Annotated in this window: 15 protein-coding genes; 5 read left to right on the top strand and 10 right to left on the bottom strand. The window is 57.3% G+C overall.

Annotated elements, in window-relative coordinates:
• Positions 1-31: 31 nt before the first annotated feature.
• Genes KK102_RS13090 through KK102_RS13080 form a run of 3 tightly spaced genes read right to left on the bottom strand, consistent with a single transcriptional unit; the run spans position 32 to position 12,066 of the window.
• Positions 32-382: a hypothetical protein gene (locus KK102_RS13090; RefSeq protein WP_126545252.1), complete on the bottom strand. Its 351-nt coding sequence runs from the start codon at positions 380-382 to the stop codon at positions 32-34.
• Positions 382-10,407, bottom strand: coding sequence for a hemagglutinin repeat-containing protein (locus tag KK102_RS13085; RefSeq protein ID WP_244992543.1), 10,026 nt, complete (start codon positions 10,405-10,407; stop codon positions 382-384). Before KK102_RS13085 ends, KK102_RS13090 begins: the two co-directional genes overlap by 1 nt.
• Before the next feature lie 9 nt (positions 10,408-10,416).
• Positions 10,417-12,066: a ShlB/FhaC/HecB family hemolysin secretion/activation protein gene (locus tag KK102_RS13080; RefSeq protein ID WP_244992577.1), complete on the bottom strand. Its 1,650-nt coding sequence runs from the start codon at positions 12,064-12,066 to the stop codon at positions 10,417-10,419.
• A 288-nt stretch (positions 12,067-12,354) separates the two neighbouring features.
• Between KK102_RS13080 and KK102_RS13075 the strand changes: the two genes are divergently transcribed.
• Positions 12,355-13,524, top strand: coding sequence for a coiled-coil domain-containing protein (locus KK102_RS13075; RefSeq protein ID WP_126545254.1), 1,170 nt, complete (start codon positions 12,355-12,357; stop codon positions 13,522-13,524).
• On the opposite strand, the gene KK102_RS13070 is transcribed toward KK102_RS13075, so the two are convergent.
• Positions 13,525-14,289 (bottom strand): siderophore-interacting protein, encoded by a 765-nt coding sequence (locus tag KK102_RS13070; RefSeq protein WP_216357756.1) that lies wholly within the window; start codon positions 14,287-14,289, stop codon positions 13,525-13,527. It lies immediately after the preceding gene.
• Positions 14,290-14,436: 147 nt separating this feature from the next.
• On the opposite strand from KK102_RS13070, the gene KK102_RS13065 reads away from it, so the two are divergent.
• Positions 14,437-14,931 carry a PadR family transcriptional regulator gene (locus tag KK102_RS13065; RefSeq protein WP_216357755.1) on the top strand — a complete coding sequence of 165 codons (495 nt, stop codon included), beginning with the start codon at positions 14,437-14,439 and terminating at the stop codon, positions 14,929-14,931.
• On the opposite strand, the gene KK102_RS13060 is transcribed toward KK102_RS13065, so the two are convergent.
• Positions 14,928-16,487, bottom strand: coding sequence for a methyl-accepting chemotaxis protein (locus KK102_RS13060; RefSeq protein WP_216357754.1), 1,560 nt, complete (start codon positions 16,485-16,487; stop codon positions 14,928-14,930). The two genes, KK102_RS13065 and KK102_RS13060, sit on opposite strands and share 4 nt — an antisense overlap.
• A gap of 328 nt (positions 16,488-16,815) precedes the next feature.
• Positions 16,816-18,336 (bottom strand): methyl-accepting chemotaxis protein, encoded by a 1,521-nt coding sequence (locus KK102_RS13055; protein ID WP_042715415.1) that lies wholly within the window; start codon positions 18,334-18,336, stop codon positions 16,816-16,818.
• A gap of 425 nt (positions 18,337-18,761) precedes the next feature.
• On the opposite strand from KK102_RS13055, the gene ygjG reads away from it, so the two are divergent.
• On the top strand, positions 18,762-20,141 hold the full coding sequence (ygjG, locus tag KK102_RS13050; protein ID WP_042715413.1) for a putrescine aminotransferase: 1,380 nt from the start codon (positions 18,762-18,764) through the stop codon (positions 20,139-20,141).
• Positions 20,142-20,235: 94 nt separating this feature from the next.
• Entirely contained in the window at positions 20,236-21,207 is a 972-nt protein-coding gene (locus tag KK102_RS13045; protein ID WP_216357753.1) for a WaaS/CpsH family glycosyltransferase, read from the top strand.
• A gap of 41 nt (positions 21,208-21,248) precedes the next feature.
• On the opposite strand, the gene KK102_RS13040 is transcribed toward KK102_RS13045, so the two are convergent.
• Positions 21,249-21,851 (bottom strand): helix-turn-helix domain-containing protein, encoded by a 603-nt coding sequence (locus tag KK102_RS13040; protein WP_216357752.1) that lies wholly within the window; start codon positions 21,849-21,851, stop codon positions 21,249-21,251.
• 42 nt (positions 21,852-21,893) lie between these two features.
• Between KK102_RS13040 and KK102_RS13035 the strand changes: the two genes are divergently transcribed.
• Complete coding sequence (locus KK102_RS13035; protein ID WP_216357751.1) at positions 21,894-22,583, top strand: B3/B4 domain-containing protein; 690 nt, start codon at positions 21,894-21,896, stop codon at positions 22,581-22,583.
• A gap of 144 nt (positions 22,584-22,727) precedes the next feature.
• Here KK102_RS13035 and lsrG read toward each other — a convergent pair whose 3' ends face one another.
• From lsrG to lsrB, 3 genes are read right to left on the bottom strand one after another with little or no spacing between them, the layout of a single operon-like run.
• Positions 22,728-23,021 carry a (4S)-4-hydroxy-5-phosphonooxypentane-2,3-dione isomerase gene (gene lsrG / locus KK102_RS13030; protein ID WP_028014490.1) on the bottom strand — a complete coding sequence of 98 codons (294 nt, stop codon included), beginning with the start codon at positions 23,019-23,021 and terminating at the stop codon, positions 22,728-22,730.
• The gene (lsrF, locus tag KK102_RS13025) at positions 23,018-23,905 is read right to left on the bottom strand and encodes a 3-hydroxy-5-phosphonooxypentane-2,4-dione thiolase (protein WP_048992618.1); all 888 of its coding nucleotides are present in this window, start codon (positions 23,903-23,905) and stop codon (positions 23,018-23,020) included. The genes lsrG and lsrF overlap by 4 nt, the downstream gene beginning before the upstream one ends.
• Before the next feature lie 11 nt (positions 23,906-23,916).
• Positions 23,917-24,918 (bottom strand): autoinducer 2 ABC transporter substrate-binding protein LsrB, encoded by a 1,002-nt coding sequence (gene lsrB / locus KK102_RS13020; RefSeq protein ID WP_023333523.1) that lies wholly within the window; start codon positions 24,916-24,918, stop codon positions 23,917-23,919.

The following is a 24,918-nucleotide window of genomic DNA, read 5'->3' as shown; positions in this document are numbered from 1 at the left end:
TCTTTTGGTTCCGACCAGATAGTCGAAATTATTATCTAACCAAAGCACCACTATTTATTAATATATAGGGCTTTACGCGTACTTCAATTTTTTTAATCTGCTCAGTAGTAATTACTTCCGTATATAGATATTCACCTGACTTATCATTTTTTATACTAAAATAACTTACTCCTTCAATATAACTTTGAACAACCTTACTATTATTAAGACTCACAGCATACTGAATCCAGCCCTCTATAACACTAAAGGAAAAGTCAAGTCTACATCCCTTTTGATCTGTGACAACGTATAAATAACTCCCATTATCCTTTTCAAGGATGATGGGTTCACATTCAAAAAATGACAATAACTCTAATTCATCAGGTTTGTTCTCTATAAACATTACTTTGACACCCCATTTTTCGGTATCGTGGTTATAAAATTGTGAGAGCCGTCATCTGCAACCTTAAACGTACTTTCAAACATTGTAGCTTTACCTGAAGGCCCTATGAAGAAAGATTCTCTAACCTCAAAATTGCCATACTCATTCGCGAATGTTTTTACAATGTTACTTGGGTCTTTTGTCGCTTTTGTGAAGTGTTCTGCAAGTATAGCATGTCCATTTGCATCATCGGCTACTCCTAATCTTTTCATTTCCAATGCCAGCTGATTTGTACGATCCAATGTATGATCGCTTCCCGTTGCTTTTCCGAAAAGATAATTAAATTTCTTTGAATCTACCACAGACTTGGATATATCAAATGCAGCATTAGCATTTGGTATTTTCCTACCCGGCAGTATAATACCTGCCAGCAGTCCCCCCGTTGCTTCAAGCGCAGCCTGATTTCCGCCAGCGGCCTGTTTAACCGTATCCGCAACCGCTGACCAGGTTTCACTCTGCATCAGGGCGCTAACACTGTCCGCCAGTGCCTGATTCTTCCCGGCCAGGTCGCTCATGGCCTTGCTGCAGTAGCTGTCACCTGCAGCACACGACGCCAGCGCCATTGCCGCATCAGCAGCATAGTCCGCTGAACCCAAAGCCGCATCGCCGGTATCAGCAAGAGCATTGATAATGCCGTTTGCGATGGAGGAGGCAGTACCTTCACCCAGCTTCTCCCTGACCTGATTTTTCAGGGATTCAGCAGCCTGCTTAGCCGCTTCACGAGCCTGGTCTCCAGCCAGCGAGTTATTCTCAGTCGCATTCTTCCCTGCCTGCCCCCCGGCTACCGCTGACCCCGTGCTGTCTCCCGTCAGTCCACCCGCCATTCCGGCCGATATCGTTGCCAGGGTGCTGATCGTCTGCTTCTGCGACTCGTCCAGCTCTCCCGCTGTCTTGCCCGGATACAGCGAGGCCATTATCGCGTTCGCCGCAAGCTCCCCCGTCGCCGCTCCGGCCGCACCCGCTGCTGCATTGTTCCCCTGCAGCGCCGCAACCGCGCCGCCCAGGATGGCATGCGCCACCACCGCAGCCTCATCGCTCAGCCCGGAACCATGTCCGATATAGTTTGCCAGCTCCGGTGCCGAGACCCCCGCCAGCGCTGCCTTAAGGTCACTTCCCGCCAGCCCCTGAAGCGCGGCCGTCGCCGCCTGGATACCCCTCTGCAGGTCGCTGCCCGTGCCATATTTCGCCGTCGTGGTTTTGTACGCATCGGTCCCGCGCAGCGCATCCTGATAGGCCTTTTTCAGTGCGTCGCTGGCATCCGCCCCCGGCTCGGTTATCCCTTTATCTGCAAGCTCTTTTCTGCCTGCATTCAGCCCGTTTATCTCGCCCTGCGTATTCGCAATATCCACCGCCTGCGAGCCAATCTCACCAATCAGCTGCACTTCCTGCAGGCGCTGCTGCTCCTTCTCCTTGTCAAATATCGGGCTGATGCTGCCGTTGGCATGCTCCGCATCGCGGCTCAGGTCAGCCACATCCTGCTTCTGGTTCTCCTTATCGCGGATGATGAGCGTCCCCTCGCTCACCGCCGCCTGCGTTGTCCCTTCCGCGTGGCCGCTGTTACCGCCTCCGGCCAGCAGAGCGTTAGCCATGTTCCCGGCAAACTGCTCACCGATGCTGCCGCCCGAACTGATGCCCGCGCCCTGATGCTCCGTCTTAAAGTCCGCCTGGTTGTGGATATCGCTGAAGCCCAGCGTCCCCGTGTCGAGGTGGTTTTTATCCGCCGTCGCCGTCGAGGAAATCACCCCGCCGTCCAGCTGCGTGTGGTTACCCACAGTGACGTCAAACCCGCCGCTGCCGACGAACAGCCCGCTCTGCTCCTGCACCGAGTCGTAGTCGCTGGTCATTTTGTCGCGGCTGACATTGATGCTGCCGGATGCCGTGCCTGCACCAAAGGTGTAACCCACACCGCCGCTGACGCTGTTCTGCTTGCTGTTGTAGTGGTCGCTGTCCTGCGTGCTGGCTATCGTCAGGTCGCGACCGATATCCGCCACCACGGCGTCGCCGCTCACCTGCGCCCCGGCAATTATCGCGTCGCGCCCGGTGTTAATGGTCACGCGGTTACCCGCATCCACCGTGGTCTCGTTCTGCCAGACGCCGTTGCCCTTCTCATGCCCCTTGCTGCTGTTCGCATTCGCCGAGATGCTGATGCCCGCACCGCCGGAGCCGACACCCACCCCGACGCCAAGACTGCCGCCGCTGCTGCTGTTTTTACCCGTCGTCTGCTGCGTATCCTGCGAAGCAATCAGGTTAACGTCACGCGCCGCGTCCAGCGTCACGTCTTTCCCGGCCTTAATCTGGCTCCCCGCCACGGTGATGTCGCTTCCGGTGGCTTTTATTGTGACGTTATTCCCCGCGCTCAGGGTGCTGCCCGTCGTCGTCTCGCTCTCACTGTGCGAGGAGGATTTGGACGACTGCGACCCCAGCGACGCGCTGACGCCGACGGTATTGTTATTCCCTTTGTCAGAACTGCCCTTCGCCTGGTCCAGCCCCACCGCCTGACCCGCCTGCACGCCGGAAAGCGCCGCCTGCGTGCCCTGAAGTGCGGCAAGGCGCGAGTCGCTGCTCTGCTTCGCGCTCTGCGCCGTGGTGACCGCGCTGTTCACCGCGCTCCCCGCCGCCCCCGACAGCGCCACCGTCAGCCCGCTGCTCTTCTGCTCGAACCTCTCATCGCGGGTGCGTTTGTCGTGCCCCGGCTCAATCACCACGCTGTCGCCGGTAAGATTAATATCCTTCTGCGCGATGATATCCGCCCCGCCGATATGCGCCTGTTTGCCCGCCGTGATGCTGACGCTGCCGCCCGTCGAACCGACCGTGCTGAAGCTTTCACTCTGCGTCGTGCCCTGCTCCCGCAGGTCGTGGGTGGTTTTGCTGCTGCCGATGGTGAAGCCGATACCGCCCGTGCCCATCAGACCGGACTTTTTGGTCTCCTTAAAGCGCCACGAGGTATCCGTGTTGGTGGCCGCCACGATGTCCACGTTGTTGCCCGCAGACAGCGCCACGTCGCCGTCACCCGCCACCGCCGAGCCTGACACCCGCAGGTTGTTCCCCGCCGACACCGTCACGTTGTCGCCGCTCAGCAGCGAGCCCTTCTCCCGCGTCGCGCTGTCTTCCTCGATGGTGTGGGTGGTCTTCTTGCTGAGGAACCCTTTTTTGGTTTTGGTCTCTTCCTTAAAGTGGTAGTCGCTCTCCGTCGCCGTGGTCAGGGTCACGTCGCGACCTGCCGCCACGCCGATATCACCCTGCGCCGTCACCTCTGCCGCCTGTGCGGTCACGTCCCGCCCGGCAAGAATGACCGTGTTACCGTCGCTGGCGATTGCCGTGCCCTGCTGGCGCACGGACTCATCGATAACGGTTTTCTTTTTCTCCCGGCTGCTCGCACTCTGTGAGCTGGCTTCCGCCAGCAGGTTCACGTCGCGTCCGGCCTGAATGCCCACATCCCCTTCTGCCGCCGTCGCCGCCGCACGGGCATTCACGTCGTTACCCGCCTGCAGGGTGAGATCGCCGCCTGCGGTCAGGGTGCTGCCCTGATGCGTGACGGACGCCGTCTCGCGCCCGGCACGTCCCTCGCTTGTCGCCATCTCGTTGGCGGTGAGGTTGATGTCGTTCCCTGCCGCCATGCCCAGGCTGCCGCCCGCCGACACGGTTGCGCCCGTCACGTTGATATCCTGTCCGGCGCGCATTGCCAGCCCGTCTGTCGCGATGATAGACGCCGTCGTGCCCACATCCGTACCGCCAAAATGCACGTTCCCCGCATCAACATTCCACTTCCGGGCACGGGTGACAGTGTTGATACTGCCGGAAACGCTCTCAAGCCCGACGGTTTTACCGCTGATGGCGGAGCCGATGTTGTTGATATCCCCCAGCGCGCTCAGGTTCAGCCCGCCGCCCGCGCTGATGAGCCCGGCGTTGAGGTTGCTGATGCTGTTGCTGCTGTCGATGGACAGGGCATTCTGCGCCGTGATGGTGCTGCCGCTGTTGGTGACGTTGCCGCCCGCCAGCTGCACGTTATTGCCGTCGATCACGCTGCCGCCGTGCACGGTGACATCCTTCGGTGAAAGGTAGACTTTCGGGACCATCACCGTCTGGCCGTTAATGGTCGCCGCTTCCCACCACAGCAGGCTGTGGTCAAGCGCGGCAACCTGCGCTGCCGTCAGCGCCACGCCAAATTTCAGGCCCAGCGCCTGCTGCTGTGTGGCTGCGCTGTCCATCAGATAGCGCATCTGATCGAGATCGGAACCGATGCCGTTGATATACCGGCTGCCGGTCTGGTTCAGAATAGCGTTGCTGACGTAACGGGTATCGAACGCCGCGTCGCCGAGGAAACGGTAATCGCGATCCGGGTTCAACCCCAAACGGTCGAGGAAATACGCCGAGCCAAGGAACTGGTTCCGATCGGTGTAGGCACTGTTGGTCTCACGCGGTGCATCGCCAGGCTTGATGCCGAGCATGCCATAGAGTCCATCAAACAGGCTGTTATCCACCTTCCCGAGGCCATCAAGCTTAGGGTTCACCGTAATCAGATACGGGCTATCGGGGTCGGTGGATGGCACGAAGTAACCATTATCACCAGACGGCAGCGGGTAGTTACCGCTGCTGCCGTTCTGGTCGGAAAGGGATGAACCGCCGGAGATGTCTTTAAGGGCGTCGCTCAACGCATCACGCCATTGCGGCGTGGTGATATCTTGCGTATCCGTTTCGACAAGAGATTGCGCCTGCTCGCCGTTGGCGATGGACTGGTTGCTGAGCGGGGTCAGCGTTGGGGTAGAGATGTTATTGACAATCTCTCCTGCTAATGGTGAGAAATCGCCATTATTCACACCTTCTGTGAAGTTCGCCTGAACATTACCTCCCGCCTGAATAACAGCGCGGATAACCTCTCCAGTTCGATCAGTAACTTCATTATCTGAAAGTTCATAAATGAAGTAGATTTCTTCTGGCTTGGGGATCCAGTTAGAGTAAAAACCTGCTTTTGAAAAAATATACGTGCGCCAGGTTTCAATCACTTTGTCCTGGTAGCTTAAATTATCAAACCGATTTCCGGTTAAGAGAATATCCCTGCCAGCCAGAATCTGGGATGCATTATTGAGAAAATAGTCAGCACCGATGGTCAAATCTCTGCCAGAAGAAATACGTCCCGCCGTTCCGGAGAGATCTACAGATTCGGTTTTTCTTTCGACCAGGTATTTTTTTGTACTCGTTGTTTCATTGGGTTTAACAACGAGCATTGGCGCCGGTCCGGCGTTACCTCCACCAACAAAAATTTCGTAATCTGGATGACCATCTTCATTTCCCCAAATTGTAATTGTGCTTCCATTCGCATCGGGCAGTTGATCGTAAAAGGTTTCTTCAACGACTTTTGAGGTTAATTCATCTCTGTTATTTTCAAAATGCCGGGTTTGTATCGCAATATCACCCTTCTGCGTCTCAATATTTCCAGATTTATTCACTACTTCACTGTTCGCTGCGCCCGCGGTATTTTTCTGCAACCACAGGCTATTCCCTGCCAGAATATCGCCGTAGACGTTATGGATACGGTCAGCGAATAGCTGCATATTATTCGCAGCATAAATCAATGCGGTATTGAGCAAGGTGCCTACAGCATTCATCGTCAGTCTGCCCGCGGTACCGGTAAACCCATTAACGGTGATGTCGCTCAGGCTGCTAAAGACCACGTCACCGCCAGCTGAGAGACTACCTGGAACGTTGAGCAGAATATTCTGCGCATTGAACGTGCTGCTGCCGTTACCTGTAGTGAGCGTACCGCTGTTGGTGAATGCTCCGCCCGCGCTGAGGGCGATGGCATTGCCCTGGATCACGCCGCTGTTGGTGATGGCGTTTTGCGAGGAGACCGACAGCGTTTTACCTGCGGCCAGCGTACCGGTATTCACGAGCGCATTAACCAGCTTCAGCGTCGCGTCGCCCAGGGAAACCACCTGACCACGACCGCTGAAGTTGGCGACATCGAGCAGCAGACTGCCCCCGCTGTAGAGTTTACCGCTGACGGTATCGGTGAGAGCGTCACCCGCTACCGCCAGCGAGGCAGTCCCCAGCACCGTCCCGCTGTTGATGATGTTCCGGTATTTCACCCCCAAATCCGCACCCTGAAGCGTGCCGCGGTTATCGAGCGAGCTGCCACGCAGCTTAGCGCTGCCCGTCGCCAGGACATTTCCGCCATTCACGGCGTTCACCACATCCAGCAGCAGCGTGACGGCCTGAACCAGCCCGCCGCTACCGTTTGCCAGCTCTGGCGTGACCAGCTTGAGCTTCCCACCGGAGAGCATTTTGCCGTCATTCTGTAAATGGGCGGTGGCTTTCACCGTGGATTCACCGCCGCCCTGCACCGTCCCCTGATTATTCAGCGTGGCGGACGACGCCGTCAGCGCGTTCTGGCTCAACAGAACACCACTGGCGGTGTTGTTCAGCGCTCCGGAAACGTCCAGCGTCAGCGCTTCACCCTGAAGCCGTCCGCTGTTGATCAACTGCCCGGCTGTGATTGCGGTCGTTTTACCCTGAATCTGTCCGGCGTTTGTCGCGTTACCGGCATTCATCGACAGGACGCCAGCCGTGAGAAATTTCCCGCCGGCCTGGTTGTTCAGCGTCTGGTTCAGCGCGACGGAAAGCGCATCAACCCCGGTGATTTCACCGCTGTTTGTCAGCGTATTCGCCTTCAGCGTCAGATCCTTGGCTATCCACTGCCCGCTGTTTGCAAGCGTCAGTGCTGAGAGCGCCAGTTCTCCGTTTGAGGTGATTTTGCTGCCCGTCGAACTGATAAGATTGCTGACGATCTGCGCATCCAGTACATCTGCTGCCTGGATCGCACCGCCGTTCGTCAGCGCCTGCGCATGAATAAGTACCCGTTTACCCTGCCATTGCCCGGCGTTACCGAGGTCACCGGCCGTCACCGTCAACTCGCCCGCCGTCAGCAGCGCTCCCGATGCTTCATTCACCAGCGAGAGGAGCGGTGCAGCCATCTCCAGACGAGCAGCCAGCGTCAGCGCGGCGATCCCGGTGAGCGTACCGCTGTTCGTGATACTGTCCTGATGCGCGTTAACGCGGTTGCCCTGAACCGCTCCGCTGTTGCGCAGCGTATTCCCCGTAAGCGAGAGCGTGCCAGCCGATAACAGATTGCCGTGGTTAACGGTATTGCCCGCATTCAGCGTGATGTCGCCCTGGCTCATCAGTTCACCGGTATTGCTGAATGTCCCGGTAGCGGAGGCGTCAAAGGAGCCGGTCGCCAGCGAGCTTCCGCTGTTATTCCAGTCGCGGCCGCGGAGACTGACATTCTCCCCCTGCAGCTGGCCTGCGGTGGCCAGCGAGGTGCCTGAAAAGGTGAGGCTCCCGCCCGTAAGCGTGCGCGAGCCTGCCGCTAAATCCAGCACTCCGGCAGTCACGGATAACGCGGTATCCCCCTGCAAGAGACCGCGACTATCGAGACGATCGGCATTCAGCGTGAGCGTGTTCCCCACGATACTGCCTGCGCTGGATACCGATTGTGCCGTGATGCGGTTTGCCCCCTGCGCCAGCAGCAGGCCTCCCGCGCTGTTATTCAGCGTGTCGTAATCAACAAGGAGTGACGCGCCACTCAGCTCACCGCTGTTGGACAGGCGCGAACCGGAAAGGGACAGCCCGGCATCGCTGGTGATAATGCCGCTGTTTTTCACGTCAGAAACTGAAAGAGTGAGTGCCGCCGGGCTGTACAGCACGCCGCTGCTGCGGTTATCCAGCAGACGGGTAACCAGCGACAGCGTCTGCCCCGCGTGGATCAGACCGCTGTTAATGACTGCAGGGCTGCTGATGGCGAGCGAAGACGCCGTCAGCGTCCCCCTGTTATTGAGATTCGTGGTTTCAATCTTCAGGGCTGACGCTGAAGATTTTCCCCCGTGACTGAGAGCGTCAGTAGCCGTCAGGATAAGGCCATCTTTCGCGGCCTGCGTCCCATCAAGCTGCGCTTTCTGTACGTCCACGTTGACGCTGTTACCCTGCGTCTGTGCCGTTGCCGTGGTCGTCAGGCTTTGACCCCGAACGCTCACGGAGCCGCCCGCGCTGGTTTCGCCTGCAAGGGTGGTAGCCGTATTGTTCAGCGTCAGATCGCCATCGCTGTGGGTCACTGACTTTTCGGTGGTGATGAATGCGTCAGCTGAGCCAGTAAGCCCCCTGCCGCCTGAAAGCGTGCCGCTGTTTGTCACCTGTGCAGCCTTCAGCGTCAGCGTATCATCGCTGACGAGCGCGCCGCTGTTATCCAGCTTACCGCTCGCGATAACGGTCGTTTTGCCTTTCGCGCCGGTGTCGCCAGACAGGGTGGCGTTGCGTGCGCTGATATCCAGCGTGGAGGCGCTTTTCAGGCTGCCTGAACTGGTGATATCGGTCCCTGAAACGCTCAGGCTGTTGCCCTGAACGGTGCCGGTATTGCTGAAGGCCCCGGTCTTCAACGAGGCATCCGTCCCTGCGGACAGCGTCCCGCTGTTGATCAGGTTCCCCGTGTTAAGGGCAAGAGATTTTCCGGCAATGGTACTGCCTTTCAGCAGGGTGTTCCCGGACGTGGAGAGAGCGATAGTCGCGCTGGCACTGGTTCTGCTGCTGCTCTCCTGAGTCAGCGTCTGACCGCTGAGCGTGATATCTGAGGCGCTTACGCTTCCGCGCTGCGTTAGCTCACCGCCTTTAACCCACAGCTGCTGACCCGCGACGACAGAGCCGTTGAGCGCGGCGCGCTGCGACGCCACCAGCGAAATATTGCGTGATGCGGTCAGCTGCGTCCCGGTTTCCAGCGTTTTCGCATTAACCGTGGCATCCACCCCGGCGATGTTTTTCCCCTTGAGCGCCGCGTTTTCTGCCACGTCCACGGCAAGGTTACGACCGGCACCGGCCTGGGCATCCGCACTCTGGGCGAGGGCGTTTGCCGTGAGCGCGGTGTCGGTTCCCGCAGTGAACGCGCCGCCGTTTTGGGTGAGTGTACCGTTGGTCGCTAGCTGAAGATTTTTCTCGGCGGCGATATGGGCCTGATCGAGCGTCAGCGCGCTCTGCCCGGAGACGGTGAGGTTACCCCCGGCTTTATGGTCGCCGATTAACGTCACGTCCGCCGCGCTGACCGTGGTACTGCCGCTGGCAAGCGTGTTTTTCAGCACCACTTTCCCCGCGCTGCTGAGCGTAATATCGCCCTGACGCGTGTTAAGATCCCCCAGGTTTACCCCCAGCCCTGTTTCGCTGGACACCAGACGAATACGGTTGGCGTACATTCCGCCCAGCGCGCCCGTGTCTACCGCCACCTTCGGCGCGTCCCCTTCCCCTTTCAACGCGCTGACGCTGCCGTCTGCTGCGACGCGGTTCGCCCCGGCGACCACGCTTACCTCTTTCGCATGCAGCTGGGCATTGATCTCGGTCGCACGGGAAATAATCGATACGGCATCACTCTGGCTGCCATCCAGACCGGCCCCCTCAATGGTGACCGTACCTTTAGTCACATCAAGCGATTGCAGCTTCCCGCTGGCGTCGAGCACCGGTTTCCCCGTGGTGAGCGTTGCATTCGGCGTATTAATAAATCCGCAGCCGTTACAGGTGATACCGTAGGGGTTCGCCACAATAACGTTGGCCGCCTTGCCCGCCACTTCGGTGTAGCCCTGTAAATGTGAGCGGTTCGCGCCGGTGACTTCGTTGATGATCCCTTTGGCTTCCTGCCCGGCTTTCAGGTTGGGGTTGTTTTGGATAATCCCGCCAAGCTGGGTCTGGTTCAGCTGTCCTGTAGCGTTATTCAGGATCAGCCCTTCTTTGCCGACGTTGTAATCGTGGTATTTATTATGGGAAATACCGGACTGATTCGGCGTGGCAATATTCACGACCGGAACACCGTTGGCCGCCTTATCCATTTGCGTATTTCCGGACGGGGAGATCGTGGCGGCCACCGCAGGCAGCAGCGGCTGGGTCGCCAGCAATACGCTCAGTAACGCGCTAAGCGCACGCTGTGAAAAACGAACCTGATCCTTTTCCATCATCCCTGTCCCTTAAAAAGCTACTGAAAAACGGTAATAGATCACGAGGTGATCCGGTGCCAGCCAGTCCGGATAGTCCACAGGCGTGCCGACGGTAAACTGGCTGGCGTACCCGCGATTCGTCGCGGTAAGCCCCAACGCGGTTCCCCACAGCGTCCCGGAGGCGTAACGATCCTGGCCGTCCTTCTTCAGCCAGCCGCCGTCAATTGCGGCAAGTACGCCAACATCGCCGACCCACGGCAGCGTAAAGAGCGACCAGTTCAGCTCGTTTCGCCAGTAGCCGCCGTTATCCCCGGAGATGTACTCCTCCTTAAAGCCCCGAACGGACGTTTCGCCGCCCAGCGTCAGACGCTCGCTGCCGTACAACCTGTCCGGCGACCACTGAAAATAGACGCTGGTGAGCCACCAGAGTTTGTCCGCCACGGGACGCTGAAAGCTGCCGTTCAGGCTCCATTTGCGGAATTCGGCTTTTGGCACATCACCCTGCTTGTCGTTATCGTCTTCCGCTCCCAACCACGGCACGCCCTGCGTAAAGGTTGGGTTCAGGGTCGCCACGCCCGAGGCGATTTTTTGCGTGTGGTTAATGCCCAATGAAACACTGGAGAGCTTGCGGCTGCTGGTGGCCAGCAAAACATCATCGAGATAGTTCCGGTTGATGCGGTGAGTGATGCCCGCCGACACGCCGGTTTTGATATCGCCATTGCGGAACAACACCCATGAGCCCGTCAGACGGTGCGTTTCGGTATCCCCCGTCGACCGCCAGAGGTAGCCGTTATTATCGATAGTGCTGAGGTAGTTGCTCCAGCTGTAGCTGTAGTCCAGCAGTCCGTAGCCGTAAGGGATGCTGACGCCTGCTGCAAAATTTTGAGCATCCTTGCTGTTGGAAAAATCACTGCTGCGCCCGCCGCTGATAAACCACTTATCCGCCAGACCCAGCAGGTTATTTCCGTACAACGCGCCGTTAAGCTGCCCGGTCCCGGTGCTCTTTTGCCCGCTGTTATCAAAACTGACGGAGCCGCTAAGGGGGAACTCTGGCGTGGCGGTCAGATTAACCACCGAGTAGCCCTGCCTGTCGCCGGGCAAAATTTCAATCTCAACGGGCCGCTGACGTACCCGGTTGAGCTGTTCCATGCCCTGTTCGATATCGCGCAGGTTAAGGATCTTCCCCTCAAGCCCGGGGAAGGTCATTTTCAACGTGCGGTCCGGAACACCTTCAAGGCGAATGTGCTGAAGCTTTCCTTCCAGCACGGCAAGATGGAGTACGCCGCCGGAGAGATCCTGCTCGGTTAAAAACGCGCGGCTGGTGATATAACCCCGGCTGATGTACCAGTCGGACACGGCGTTAGTCAGGGTATTTAAGCCAGCAATATCAAGGCAATGATTCAGCCACGGCGCAACCAGCCGTTCTTTAACTAACGGAGACAGAAGGTTGGCACCCGTCAGTTCGATGCGCGAGATAGCAAAACAGGGGCCTTGTGGCGTCGCGGTACTGTCGGGCTGAACGGGACGCGGTACCACCACGCTGCGCTCCAGCGATTCACGCTGACGCTGGCTCTCATCCAGCAGCTGCTGCTGTTGCTGCTGGATGGTATTACGGTCGGCCGGTGACAACGGGGCGGCGAGTGCGATCCCTGGCGCCAGTAACAGGATGGCCGCCAACAGCGCGCATGCTGATGTTTTCCCTAACACTCTTTACTCTCCGCTTAAAGTCCGTTTTCAAACTTGACTGTTAAAAAACGAGCAACTTATTTCAAAAAGTAAATAGTGTAAATATCAACAAAGAGAATAAGGATATTTCTGGCGCATTTTCAGATTTTTGCAGGGGTATATCTGAAGCAAGATTAAAGAAATCCCTTGTCGCGCCGATCATCATCCGTGTGTATTATTTCCTGTAGCTTTAACAACAACTAACCTTAACTCAAATACTTAAGCGCCAAAGCGAAAGGCATCATGAGCACACCGATCAAACGGCTAGAAATCATAAAAAATGCCATCGAACTGGAAGATGACGACATCATCCAGAGCCAGCTGACGCGGCTGAAAAATGAAGCGTTTGACGAGGAGCTACAGGCAATCGTCGTGGCGCTTGAGAATAAGAACTACACCGCAGCCATCAGGGCCATCACCGCGTGGCTGCAGGGCCAGCGCGCCGTGACCCCGTGGCGTGACCCGCAGGTGGCCGCCAGCAAGCTGGAGCTGAAGGCGCTGGAAGAGCGTCTGCGCGATCTGATTGACCGCCGCAACGCCCGCGTACAGCAGCTTGATGAGTTCAACGATCTCTATTTCTCCCGTCTCGGGCCGCTGATGCAGCAGATCCTCGCCCTGCGTAAAACGCTGGCGGAGCTAAACCTGCGTCGTCAGCAGGCGGAGGCGCGTCGTCGCGAAGAAGATTATCGCCGCTGTCAGCGCTACATGGCGCAGGCCGTGGAGGTGCTGGCAACGCTCACCCAGCGCTGGCGCGAGCTCCCGGCCGATTCCGTACAGGCTGCCGAGGCGCGTAAACAGCTGCAGCAGCAAAGCAACCTGATTGCCAATCTTCTGGCCGAAGCGCTGGAGCTGGAGAGCGGCTTAACGCGTGAAGAAGAGCCCGCGCGCCAGGCGCGCGATGAGGCTAACGAAGAGTACGAGAAGTATCGCGAGCAGCATCACGATGCCGAAGTGCGTCTGCGCAAAGGGAAAGATCTCTCGGAAGAGGATCGGAACGAGCTCAAACGCCTGTGGCGTCAGGCGAGCAAGCTCTGCCACCCGGATCTGGTGGCTGACGATCTGAAAGAAGAAGCTAACACCATGATGGTGCAGCTCAACCAGGCCAAACAGCGCGGAGATGTGAAAGCGATCCGATCGCTGGTGGCACGCCTGCAGCAGGGCTTTGAGCCAATGATGGCGAGCGACAGGCTGAACGATCTGGAGCGTATCCGCAAAAAAATGGCGCAGGTGCGCGAGCAAATCGACACCTTAGTGAACGAGCTGGCGGAGCTGGAAAAAGAAGAATCCTGGCTGCTGGTGTCGTCGCTGAACAATATGGAAGCCTACTTCGCCCAGCAGGAGAAGGCGCTACATGAGGTCCGCGCCTCGCTCGAACATCAGGTGAGCGAAGCGCAGCTGGAGTCCGCAGCCTGACTATTTAGCGTGCCAGTACGCGCTGGCACGCATCAGCTGTTGGTCAATCGCGTCGGTTTCAAACTGGCGGCTCAGGTTTTTCACCACCTTCCCTTCCCCGGTCAGCCAGATAAAGTAATCCTCATCGGGCACGGCCAGCGTCGCCAGACGATCGGCAACCGCCTGCGGGTCGTGGCCCACAATCCAGGTGAGGTTGAATTCACTCAGGTGCGCCAGATAGTCCTTATAGGATCCGTCACCCACGGTCACGACCGCATGAATGTCCGGGCGTACCGGCAGTTTTGCGATGCCTTCTAAACGGCGGCGCAGCGCGGGCATGCCGGATTCATCGCACACGTACAGCTGCCAGGCGTAATCTTCCGGCACCACCAGCGATCCGCGCGGCCCACCGATAGTGAGTTTGTCGCCAGGTTTGGCCGCTACCGCCCAGCTGCTGGCAACGCCACCATCATGAACGAAGAAATCCAGCACCAGCTCATTTTTCTGCTCATCGAACAGGGGCGTATAGTCACGCGCCTGCGGGCGCACGCCGTCGCCCCAGTCGATGCCTTCATCGGTGACAACGGGCGGAACAAAGGTCGCGCCCGGCGCAGGGAAAAAGACCTTGGTGTGGTCGTCGAAGCCGCGGGAGCTAAAGCCCTCCAGCGCCTTACCGCCGAGCACAACGCGCTGGAAGCCAGCGCTGACGCGCTCGACGCGGAGCACGTTCAGCTCGCGAAAGCGCAGGTCATTGCGGACACGTTGAGGGTAACGGGTTGATGTCATTTTTATGCCCTTCTCAGGTGAATACGATATATCTAAATTGATTTTTTAATGATAATGATTGCTATTAACCAGGAATGCAAGATCTTTTAGATTGCATCTGAATATATCTAAGATATAGTTTAGATATATCAATTTTAGAGGTTCACTATGCGACACGAACACGACGGCGGCGGACGCCGACCGCGCTTTTTCGGCCACGGCGATCTGCGCCTGGTGATCCTGGATATCCTGACCCGCAATGCCAGTCACGGTTACGAGCTGATCAAAGCGATCGAGAACCTGACGCAGGGGAACTACACGCCGAGCCCGGGCGTGATCTACCCAACCCTGGATTATCTGCAGGATCAGACGTTTATCACCATTACGGAAGAAGAGAGCGGTCGTAAGAAGATTGCGATAACCGCTGAAGGACAAAGCTGGCTGGACGAAAATCGGGAACAGCTGGAACAGATCCAGGTGCGCATCAAAGCGCGCAGCGTCGGCTTCCAGCTGCGCAAAAACCCGCAGATGAAGCGGGCGCTGGAAAACTTCAAAGCGGTGCTGGACCTGAAGGTGAATCAGGGAGAGCTCAGCGACGCGCAGCTTAAGCAGATTATCGGCGTGATTGACCGCGCGGCGCTGGAGATCTCCCAGCTGGATTAAGCGAGCGCGCGTTCGCTCACGCGAAACACTCTTACCAGCTCTTTCAGGTGCATCGCCTGCTCATTCAGCGATGCCGCCGCCGCAACGGACTCCTCCACCAGCGCGGAGTTCTGCTGGGTGGTGGCGTCAATCAGGCCAATCGCGCTGTTGATCTGCGAGATGCCTTCCGTCTGCTCATGGCTGGCCTGACGGATCTCGCGCAGGATCGCGTCCATCTCCTCCACGTTGCCGACCATCCCGTTGATCAGCCCGCTGGCTTTTTCGACCAGGTTCATCCCGTCCTGGGTCTGGCTGGTGGAGCTTTCAATCAGTTGGCGGATTTCACTCGCCGAAGAGGCGCTCTTCTGCGCCAGCTGGCGCACTTCGCCCGCGACCACCGCAAAGCCACGCCCGTGCTCTCCCGCACGTGCCGCCTCAACCGCCGCGTTAAGCGCCAGAATGTTGGTCTGGAAGGCAATGGCGTCGATCAGGTCGATAATGTCGGACATCCGGTTGGATGTTTCGTTAATCAGGCGCATTTTGCTGGTCACCTGTTTCATCATCTCACCGTTGTTTTTCACCACCGTAGCAGCATCGGCAGAGAGGGTGGTCGCTTCCCCGGTGTGCGATGCGGTGTTTTTCACCGTCGCGGTGATCTGCTCCATCGAGGCTGCCGTCTGCTCGACGGAACTGGCCTGCTCTTCGGTGCGCGCGGCCAGATCCTGGTTGCCTGCGACAATCTGCGCGGCGGCGCTGGAGATGTTTTCCGAGCCGGTTTGCACCTGCTGCACAATCTCCAGCAGACGGGTTTTCATCTCCATCAGCGCATGCAGCAACAGGCCGGTTTCGTCTTTACCGTGAGACGTAATGCTTCCGGTCAGATCGCCATCGGCAATGGCTTCTGCAAAGCTCACCGCCTCGCCCAGCGGACGGGTAATGGAGCGTACGATAAACCAGCCGATCAGGCTGCCCGCCGCCACGCTGAAGAGCGCGATCAGGAGCAGCAGCATGCGGTTGGTTCGAAAATCACCGTCCACCTGCGCGCCCGCGCTCTGCATCTCGTTGTTTTGGATGGCGATCAGCGCCTGCACCTTCGCTTTGTAAGCCTGCTGCACGGTGAGGGTGTTGGTCATCATCTCCTGGATAGCGCCCGCACGGTTGTTGTTCTGTACCGCCTGCAAAATGCGGTAGCGCGAGTCCAGATACTGCTGGCGCACGCTGCGGATATCCGCCAGCACCTGCTGAGACTTCTGATCCTGCAACGCGTTGTTCAGCTCGCCCAGGATCACCGTAATGTGCTCGCTGATCTCTTTCAGACGCTGCTGAGATTGCCCCGTGTAGGTGCCCTGCTCGTCCAACAGCATAAGCTGCTGCGTGCTTATAAATTCCTGGAAGTTGTCGATTAGCTGGTTGGCTTTTACCGTGGTTGGATAATCGTGGGTAATGATAGTCTGCATCCCGTTGTTCGCCCGATTCAGGCTCAGCAATGAGACACTCGCACTGACGATCATCAGAACAATAAAGAAACCAAACGCCAGAAATAATTTCGTGCCGATCTTTACGTCATGTAAGAACATATTTACTCCATCGATGTGATTATTTCTCAGACGATCACCGTTATCGGTAACGAACGCGCTAACTTTATGACTTTGATCGTTTTTTTATTTCATAACCATCACAATGGATAGGTACAGTCTATTAATTGTGGCGCATCGATCGTTGCGTAACCATCAGAGAGGGCATTTCTGAAATAGCATCGGGGAAAACTGACTTAGGCAGGCATAAATAACTGAGCGGATTTTTTTAGTTATTTAATATCGCATTAACAATAAACATTAAAAATAATCACATTAAAACGCCGTTTATACCTGGTGGCATAAACGGCTTTTCTGGAACATGACTGGCTCAATGGAGCACGGTCACGGCATCTTTGAGCCGTCCCGCACGGTGCTTCACCATGGCGGAGATCTGCGCGCTCTCCTCTACCAGGTCCGCATTTTTCTGCGTGATACTGTCCAGTTCGGCAACGGCCCGGGTTAACTCGGACAGACCGGTAGCCTGTTCAGACGTGGCGTGGCTAATCTGGGCAATAAGCTGCGTGACGTTTTTCACCTGCTCAACAATGTCATCCATTGTACGACCTGCCGCATGAACCTGATCGGAGCCGGACTGTACCTTGCTGGCGCTGGCGTCAATCAGCTTACGGATATCGTTGGCCGCACTGGCACTGCGGCTGGCGAGATGACGAACCTCACCGGCCACGACCGCAAAGCCCTTGCCCTGTTCGCCTGCACGTGCCGCTTCCACTGCCGCGTTCAGCGCCAGAATATTGGTCTGGAAAGCGATGTCATTGATAAGCGAAGTGATCGAGCCAATCCGCTGGGTGCTGTCCGCAATATCATCCATGGTTTTCACCACCGTCTGCATGGCATTTCCGCCTTTGGTCGCCGCGTTGCTGGCCGCCACGGAGAGCTTATCGACTTCGGCCGCGGTTTCAGAGTTGCTTTGTACCGAGGCGGCCATCTGATTCATCGTCGCCACGGTCTGCTGTACATTGGTGACGGTCTGACGCGTGCGGTCGTTGAGATCGTCATTCCCCTGCGCCAGCCTATCACTGCCATCGCGCACGCTCACCACCTGGCTTGAGACATCATTGATTAACCAGCGACACATCAGCCCCAGCTGTCCGATCGCGCGCAGCGTCAGCCCCAGCTCGTCGCTGCGGTTCAGGTGCTGCACGCTGTTACGCTCACCGGTCGCGACCTTCAGCGCCTGACGCGTGACATTTTCCATCGGTCGGACAATCTGCTGCTCGAACAGCATCGTCCCGACGACCATCACGACGGCAGCCGCCACCAGCGATGGCCACCCCGCAGAGGTTAACGCCAGCGTGGCAGCCATCACCGCAAACAGCGCCGCCATGACGCTACGAACCCGCCAGCGCAGCGGCATAGCCGGTAACTTCCCGAGCCAGCCTTTGCGTACCACCAGCCCTTTATGGATACGTTTTTTACAACGGCCTTCATTGAGCGCCTTATATAAAGGCTCCACGGTCGCAATCTCTTCAGCCGTCGCTTTTGTACGAATCGACATATAGCCGGTCATTTTCCCGTGGCGCACCATTGGCACGGCGTTCGCTCGCACCCAGTAGTGGTCGCCGTTTTTACGGCGGTTTTTGACAATCCCGCTCCACGGTTCCCCCTGTTGCAGCGTGTACCACATATCGGCGAAGGCCGCTTTCGGCATGTCGGGGTGACGCACCATGTTGTGCGGCTGGCCCATCAGTTCCTGGAGCGTATAGCCACTTACCTGCACAAAGGTGTCGTTGGCATGGGTCATGTAGCTCTGGAGATCGGTGGTAGACATAAGAGTGGTGTCACTATCCAGAGGGAATTCATTCTGGGTGACAAAGGATGGAGAGGACATGGCGGGCATTCCTTGCAGGTTATTCGAGTGTTAATTTTGTGGTTTATTGTTTTTTCGGCGGTTACAAATTTATCTTTAGTTGTTAAATCCGATCGAGATCGCAAATTTCGGCTAAACCGCACTTTCTGTACGCTTTTCTAATCGATTGATTTAAAATACTTTCGTAGAGAAATTACCTGCAAAGCATGATCTATTAACGCCCACTTAAGTGGCATCTTTCGCACCACTCCGGTGCAATTGACCTCATTCATCGCGCTCTCCCCTCGCCCCTTCATCCCATCAGGCTGGTATCGGCATGATTAAATATTGCGCAACATTATTTTAACCTGGTGTTTATCCCGATTTTCGTTAAGTCCGCTGAAGTGGCGTAATCCCTGCAATACTTATCTCAGTATCATGTGATACGCGATCCCCGGGAGCACATTTTGAACAGGTTACCTTCCAGCGCCTCGGCTCTTGCCTGTACCGCGCACGCACTGAATCTCATTGAGAAGCGAACGCTCGATCATGAGGAGATGAAACAACTTAACCGAGAGGTCATCGATTACTTTAAAGAGCATGTGAATCCTGGTTTTCTGGAATATCGCAAATCTGTTACCGCCGGCGGGGATTACGGAGCCGTAGAGTGGCAAGCGGGAAGTCTGAACACGCTTGTCGACACCCAGGGACAGGAATTTATCGATTGCCTGGGGGGTTTTGGTATTTTCAACGTGGGGCACCGTAATCCAGTTGTGGTTTCCGCCGTACAGAATCAACTTGCGAAACAACCTCTCCATAGCCAGGAGCTGCTCGACCCGCTTCGCGCCATGCTCGCGAAAACGCTGGCAGCCCTAACGCCCGGCAAACTGAAGTACAGCTTCTTTAGCAACAGCGGCACCGAATCGGTCGAAGCAGCGATTAAACTCGCCAAAGCGTACCAGTCGCCGCGCGGGAAATTCACCTTTATCGCCACCAGCGGCGCGTTCCACGGGAAATCCCTGGGCGCACTGTCGGCTACCGCCAAATCCACCTTCCGCAAACCGTTTATGCCGCTGCTGCCGGGCTTCCGCCACGTGCCGTTTGGCGACATTAACGCCATGCGCACCGTGCTGAGCGAATGCCGTAAAACCGGCGACGATGTGGCAGCGGTGATCCTGGAGCCTATCCAGGGTGAAGGCGGCGTGATCCTCCCTCCGCAGGGCTATCTGCCCGCCGTGCGTCAGCTGTGCGATGAGTTTGGCGCCCTGCTGATCCTCGATGAAGTGCAAACCGGCATGGGGCGCACCGGTAAGATGTTTGCCTGCGAGCATGAAAACGTTCAGCCGGACATCCTGTGCCTGGCGAAGGCGCTCGGCGGCGGCGTGATGCCAATAGGTGCGACGGTGGCAACGGAAGAGGTCTTCTCGGTGCTGTTCGACAACCCGTTCCTGCATACCACCACCTTTGGCGGCAACCCGCTGGCCTGTGCGGCAGCGCTGGCGACCATCAACGTGCTGCTGGAGCAAAACCTGCCCGCGCAGGCGGAGCAGAAAGGCGACATGCTGCTGGACGGCTTCCGCCAGTTGGGCCGGGAATACCCGGACCTTGTGCAGGAGGCGCGCGGTAAAGGGATGCTCATGGCAATCGAGTTTGTCGACAACGAAATCGGCTACAGCTTCGCGAGCGAGATGTTCCGCCAGCGGGTGCTGGTGGCCGGGACGCTCAACAACTCGAAAACCATCCGCATTGAGCCGCCGCTGACGCTGACCATTGAGCAGTGTGAGCAGGTGCTGAAAGCGGCGCGCAAAGCGCTGGCCGCGCTCAGGGTGAGTGTGGAAGAGGCGTAATATAACCCCCCTCCGCTGGAGGGGGTGTTTAATGACCCGTCTGGCAGAATACGATATCATTCCTGCAATATCGGCTATCTTCTCTTGAGGGACCATGCGCTATTTTTTCCTGGAATGGGTCAATCCTTTCGAAATCATGATGCTTAACTCGCTTGCTAAGGATCATCCCGTAAAGCAAGTTAATCGCATTATGCGACGCTACAAAACGATCAATGCCCTACTGCCAGGCGAGGCGTTAAAAAAATGGCATAAGCGCACGCACTGTGCCGTTAAATTATCGGCAATCAAGCGGGATGATATCGCGATTTGTAATGGCTACAGCGTCTTTCCGTTCCTGGATTATGTCGCCAGCATGCCGTGTAAAAAAGTGTTGATTCTGCGCGACTCCGTGGATGCCCTGACGCGCAAACGTCGTCTTCTTGGGCAGCTGGCGCAGGATGCGGATTACATCGAGACCGTTCGGCCCGTCTTTGATGCTATTTATAGCTTTGATCCTGCTGATTGCGAACGCTATAACTTGCGTGCTATCGAGCAGTTTTTGCCGTTTAGCTGGCAAGAAATCCAGCAATTTCAAAAAGAGAGCGCAGCTGAAAATAAAAGCTGCTTTTTTGTCGGTGGCTATGAACCCATTCGGGCAGATGTTCTTCGTACCCTGACACCGGTACTTGAAAATAGCGGCTATGAGACAGATTTTTACCTACTGGATAAGTACAATAATCAGGATAACTACCCCAGCAATTGTCAGAATAAAAAACTCAGCTATCTGGATAATATTAAAAAAGCCAAACACTGTTCAATTATGCTGGAAATAAATAAACCTGAGCAAAATGGTTTAACACTCCGCGCGCTGGAAGCACTGGTTCTGAATAAGAAGCTGATCACCACCAATGCGTCGATTAAAACGATGGCGCTGTACGATCCCGCGCGTATTTTTATTTATAACGGAGTCGATACCGAGGGTCTGGACGCATTTCTTCAAAGCGACCTGCCTGCAAGAGATGAAAAACTCCTCAGACAATACAGTGCGGACAGTCTGCTCGCTACGTTGCAAAATCATCATTCCTGAAAGAGGTTCGCCCGGTAAGCGTAGCGCCACCGGGCTGTTTTTTAACGGTGAAATTCCGCCACCGTCATAGTGAAGCGCAGCACGCTCTCTCCTTCGTTCGCATAGCCGTGCGCCGCTTCGGTTTTCGCCACCGCCGACGCGCCAGCGTTAACCTGGGTCACCGTCTCATCCACCGTTAACGTTAACACGCCCTCGTTTACGTGCAGCAGCTCAAAGGTTCCCGCCGGATGCCCTGTCGAGGTGAAAGACTCCCCCGGATGCATCTCCCACTGCCACAGTTCAATCATGTCCGGGCCCGCGGTGCCCGCCAGCAGTCTGGCGCGTCCACCCAGCGCGCCCTGCCACAGCACCGGGATCGCTGCTTCTTCAATAATGTGCACCAGCGGCTCGCTGGAGACGTTGACGATATCCGCCACGGAGATGCCGAGCGCGGCGGCCAGCTTGCACAAAATGGCGATGCTGGGATTGGCTGCGCCCTTTTCGATCTCCACCAGCATCCCTTTGCTGACGCTGGCGCGCCGCGAAAGCTCGTCCAGCGACAGCTTTTTCTCTTTACGCCAGTTGCGAATGCGGTTCGCCACGGCCAGGCTTACCTGGGCAACATCGGCACCCGAGTCAGTCATTATATTGACTTTATCAGTCATTGGTCACTACCATGGTATAAAACAGTCAATACAGGATTATTTATGTCTCTCGTTACGCCGTCAATAGATTCGCGACTTGCCGGAATTGCCCCGGGCTTTCGGGCGCTGAGCATTCTGGTTGAAGCTGCGCCGATTACCCACCCGGAGGTTGCGCCCGCCGCGCTGACGCAGGCCTGCCAGCAGATGTTGAATGATGATATGCCATGGGCTGATGCTCACCTTTCAGACTGGGATGAGGTGTTTAAAGCCTTCGGCGCGAAACCGAAACGCACGCCCTGTTCCGCCGCGGCCCTGCGCAAGCGGGTGCTGAAAGACGGTTCGCTGCCGTCGCTGGATCCGGTGGTGGATATCTATAACGCGGTGAGCATTCGCTACGCCATTCCTGTGGGTGGGGAAAATCTCGCGGCGTACTCGGGTGCACCGCACCTGACGCTGGCCGACGGCAGCGAGCCGTTTGATACCTTTAAAGAGGGCCAGCCGGTGGTGGAACATCCGGAACCGGGCGAGGTTGTCTGGCGCGACGATCTCGGCGTCACCTGCCGTCGCTGGAACTGGCGCCAGGGAGTGCGTACCCGCCTGGATAGCCAGGCGCAATCTATGTGGTTTATTCTTGAAAGCCTCCCCTCAATGCCGCTGGCGGCACTGGAAGAGGCGGGCGCGGCACTGGTTAATAATCTGCAGCGGCTGATGCCCGGGGCAACGGCCCGGGTGCAGTTGCTGGAGCTGGCCTGAACAATGCCGGGTGGCGCTAACGCTTACCCGGCCTACCGCACTATTCCACATCCCGTAGGCCCGGTAAGCGCAGCGCCACCGGGCAAAAACCGCACCATCCCGCACCCGTAGGCCAGGTAAGCGCAGCGCCACCGGGCAAAGCCGCTACTCCGGCAACAACCCTACAAAGCTGCGCTTTTTGCGCGGCTCTGACATCAGCTCTTCAAGCTTATCCACGCACGCCAGATAGTGTGGCGTTTGCTTATGCGCCAGCACCGCCGCTTCGTCTTTATAGGCTTCGTAGATAAAGAAGCGGGTTTTCACCCGCGGGTCCTGCAAGACGTCAAAGCGCAGGTTTCCCGGCTCCCTGATCGCCCCCTCGTGGTTGGCGCGAAACACCTCCAGAAACTCGTCTACCCGCTCAGGCTTAATGTTGATTTCAACCAGCGTCACGTTCATTTTGCTTCTCCCTGTTTCTCTTCCTGCCAGAACTGGAACGCATCGCGGGCGTTCCAGTTCTCGTGAACCACTTTTTTCACCGCCTTCAGCATGGCGAGCGGCGCGCTGGACTGGAAGATGTTGCGCCCCATGTCCACGCCCGATGCGCCCTGGTCAATCGCCCGCCAGCACATCTCCAGCGCCTCGTGCTCCGGCAGCTTTTTGCCCCCGGCGATGACAATCGGCACCGGACAGCTGGCGGTCACTTTTTCAAAGCCTTCATCCACGTAGTAGGTTTTGACGAACTGCGCCCCCATTTCGGCGGCAATGCGGCTGGCCAGCGAGAAATAGCGCGCGTCCCGCGCCATCTCTTTCCCCACGCCCGTCACCGCCAGCGTCGGCATGCCGTAGCGCGCACCCGCGTCCACCAGCTTGATGATGTTATTAATCGACTGATGCTCAAACTCGCTTCCGATATACACCTGCGCCGCCACCGCGCAGACGTTCAGGCGCAGCGCGTCCTCCATCGCCACCGCCACGCACTCGTTCGACAGCTCGCCCAGAATCGAATTACCGCCGGAGGCGCGCAGCACCACCGGTTTGTTCGTCGCGGCGGGCACCTGGCTTCTGAGGATACCGCGGGTGCACATCAGCACGTCGGTTTCGCCAAACAGCGGCGCGATGGAGAGATCGATACGCTCAAGGCCGGTGGTCGGCCCCTGAAAGTAGCCGTGGTCAAAGGCCAGCATCACCGTACGGTTGCTCTTAGGGTTGAAGATGCGTGCCAGGCGGGACTGCATGCCCCAGTCCAGCGAGCCGCAGCCCTTCAGCGTGAACGGCACGTTGACCTGCGGCGTACCGATGCCAAAATCCTTGCCGTCTTTGATGTCGTCTAAATCAGCCATTTGCTCCCCCGTCAGAAATCGTATTTGCTGATGTTCTCTTTGGTGAACACCACCCGCTCCGGCAGCAGCACGATGCCGTTGCCCTTCGCCTCATACTGGTAGCCCTGCACGCTGTTCGGCTCGACCTTCAGCGCCCCGATATTTTTTACGTCTACGCTGTCGCCGACGTTAAGATCGCCTTTTTTCAGCAGGCGATCGGCGACATTGACCGCAATTTTGCCCTGTTGTACGACATCCCACAGGCCGAAGGCTTTTACCGTGCCGCGCTCAACGTACGGACGCATTACATTTGGCGTACTGAACCCGACAATCGCCACCCCTTCCCGCTTCAGGTTTTCCGCCGCCTGCGCCGCCGCTGGCAGCGCGTTGGCGTCCGGGGCGATGATCGCATCCAGATCCGGATACGCTTTTAAGATCCCTTCGGCGGTCTGCAACGATTTAGTGGCGTCGTTATAGCCAAACTGGGTGGTGACGACCTGCCACTGGGGATGATCCTTCTCGATTTTGGCCTTCGCCTCTTTCACCCACTGGTTCTGGTCGGTGACGGTGGGGCTGGAGTAGAAGAACGCCACTTTAGCGTTCGGTTTGGTGACCTGTTTGCCCGCCATCTCCACCAGCAGGCCGCCCAGCTGTTCCGGCGTCCCCTGATTGATGTAGATGCTGCGGCACTCCGGTTTGGTGTCGGAATCCCAGGTCAGGACCTTGACGCCGCGCTGCATCGCGCGCTTAAGCGCCGGACACAACCCATCCGGCGACACGGCGGAGACGATAATGGCGTTATAGCCCTGGTTGACGAAGTTATTGATGAGCTGCACCTGGCCGGAGACGCTCGGCTCGGTCGGGCCGTCGTAGGTCACGTCCACGCCAAGATCTTTCCCCGCCTCTTTCGCGCCGTTGCCGCCGCTGGTGAAGAAGCCGACGCCCACCAGCTTCGGGATAAAGGCAATGCGGTCCGCCGCCTGCGCCGAAGCGAAGCTGAGGGCCATTGCCAGGACGAACAGTTTTGTTTTCAT

Origin of the sequence: Enterobacter quasimori, from assembly GCF_018597345.1 — a bacterium.
In the GTDB taxonomy this organism is placed as follows: domain Bacteria; phylum Pseudomonadota; class Gammaproteobacteria; order Enterobacterales; family Enterobacteriaceae; genus Enterobacter; species Enterobacter mori.
The sequence above is the reverse complement of the archived record's forward strand: the minus strand, read 5'-3'. Positions and strand labels throughout refer to the sequence as shown.

What these genes read in the sequence shown, in the direction of transcription:
- KK102_RS13090 (WP_126545252.1), bottom strand. Translation starts at nt 382, where the DNA reads ATGTTTATAGAGAACAAACCTGATGAATTAGAGTTATTGTCATTTTTT.
- KK102_RS13085 (WP_244992543.1), bottom strand. Translation starts at nt 10,407, where the DNA reads ATGATGGAAAAGGATCAGGTTCGTTTTTCACAGCGTGCGCTTAGCGCG.
- KK102_RS13075 (WP_126545254.1), top strand. Translation starts at nt 12,355, where the DNA reads ATGAGCACACCGATCAAACGGCTAGAAATCATAAAAAATGCCATCGAA.
- KK102_RS13070 (WP_216357756.1), bottom strand. Translation starts at nt 14,289, where the DNA reads ATGACATCAACCCGTTACCCTCAACGTGTCCGCAATGACCTGCGCTTT.
- KK102_RS13065 (WP_216357755.1), top strand. Translation starts at nt 14,437, where the DNA reads ATGCGACACGAACACGACGGCGGCGGACGCCGACCGCGCTTTTTCGGC.
- KK102_RS13060 (WP_216357754.1), bottom strand. Translation starts at nt 16,487, where the DNA reads ATGTTCTTACATGACGTAAAGATCGGCACGAAATTATTTCTGGCGTTT.
- KK102_RS13055 (WP_042715415.1), bottom strand. Translation starts at nt 18,336, where the DNA reads ATGTCCTCTCCATCCTTTGTCACCCAGAATGAATTCCCTCTGGATAGT.
- KK102_RS13045 (WP_216357753.1), top strand. Translation starts at nt 20,236, where the DNA reads ATGCGCTATTTTTTCCTGGAATGGGTCAATCCTTTCGAAATCATGATG.
- KK102_RS13040 (WP_216357752.1), bottom strand. Translation starts at nt 21,851, where the DNA reads ATGACTGATAAAGTCAATATAATGACTGACTCGGGTGCCGATGTTGCC.
- KK102_RS13035 (WP_216357751.1), top strand. Translation starts at nt 21,894, where the DNA reads ATGTCTCTCGTTACGCCGTCAATAGATTCGCGACTTGCCGGAATTGCC.
- lsrG (WP_028014490.1), bottom strand. Translation starts at nt 23,021, where the DNA reads ATGAACGTGACGCTGGTTGAAATCAACATTAAGCCTGAGCGGGTAGAC.
- lsrF (WP_048992618.1), bottom strand. Translation starts at nt 23,905, where the DNA reads ATGGCTGATTTAGACGACATCAAAGACGGCAAGGATTTTGGCATCGGT.
- lsrB (WP_023333523.1), bottom strand. Translation starts at nt 24,918, where the DNA reads ATGAAAACAAAACTGTTCGTCCTGGCAATGGCCCTCAGCTTCGCTTCG.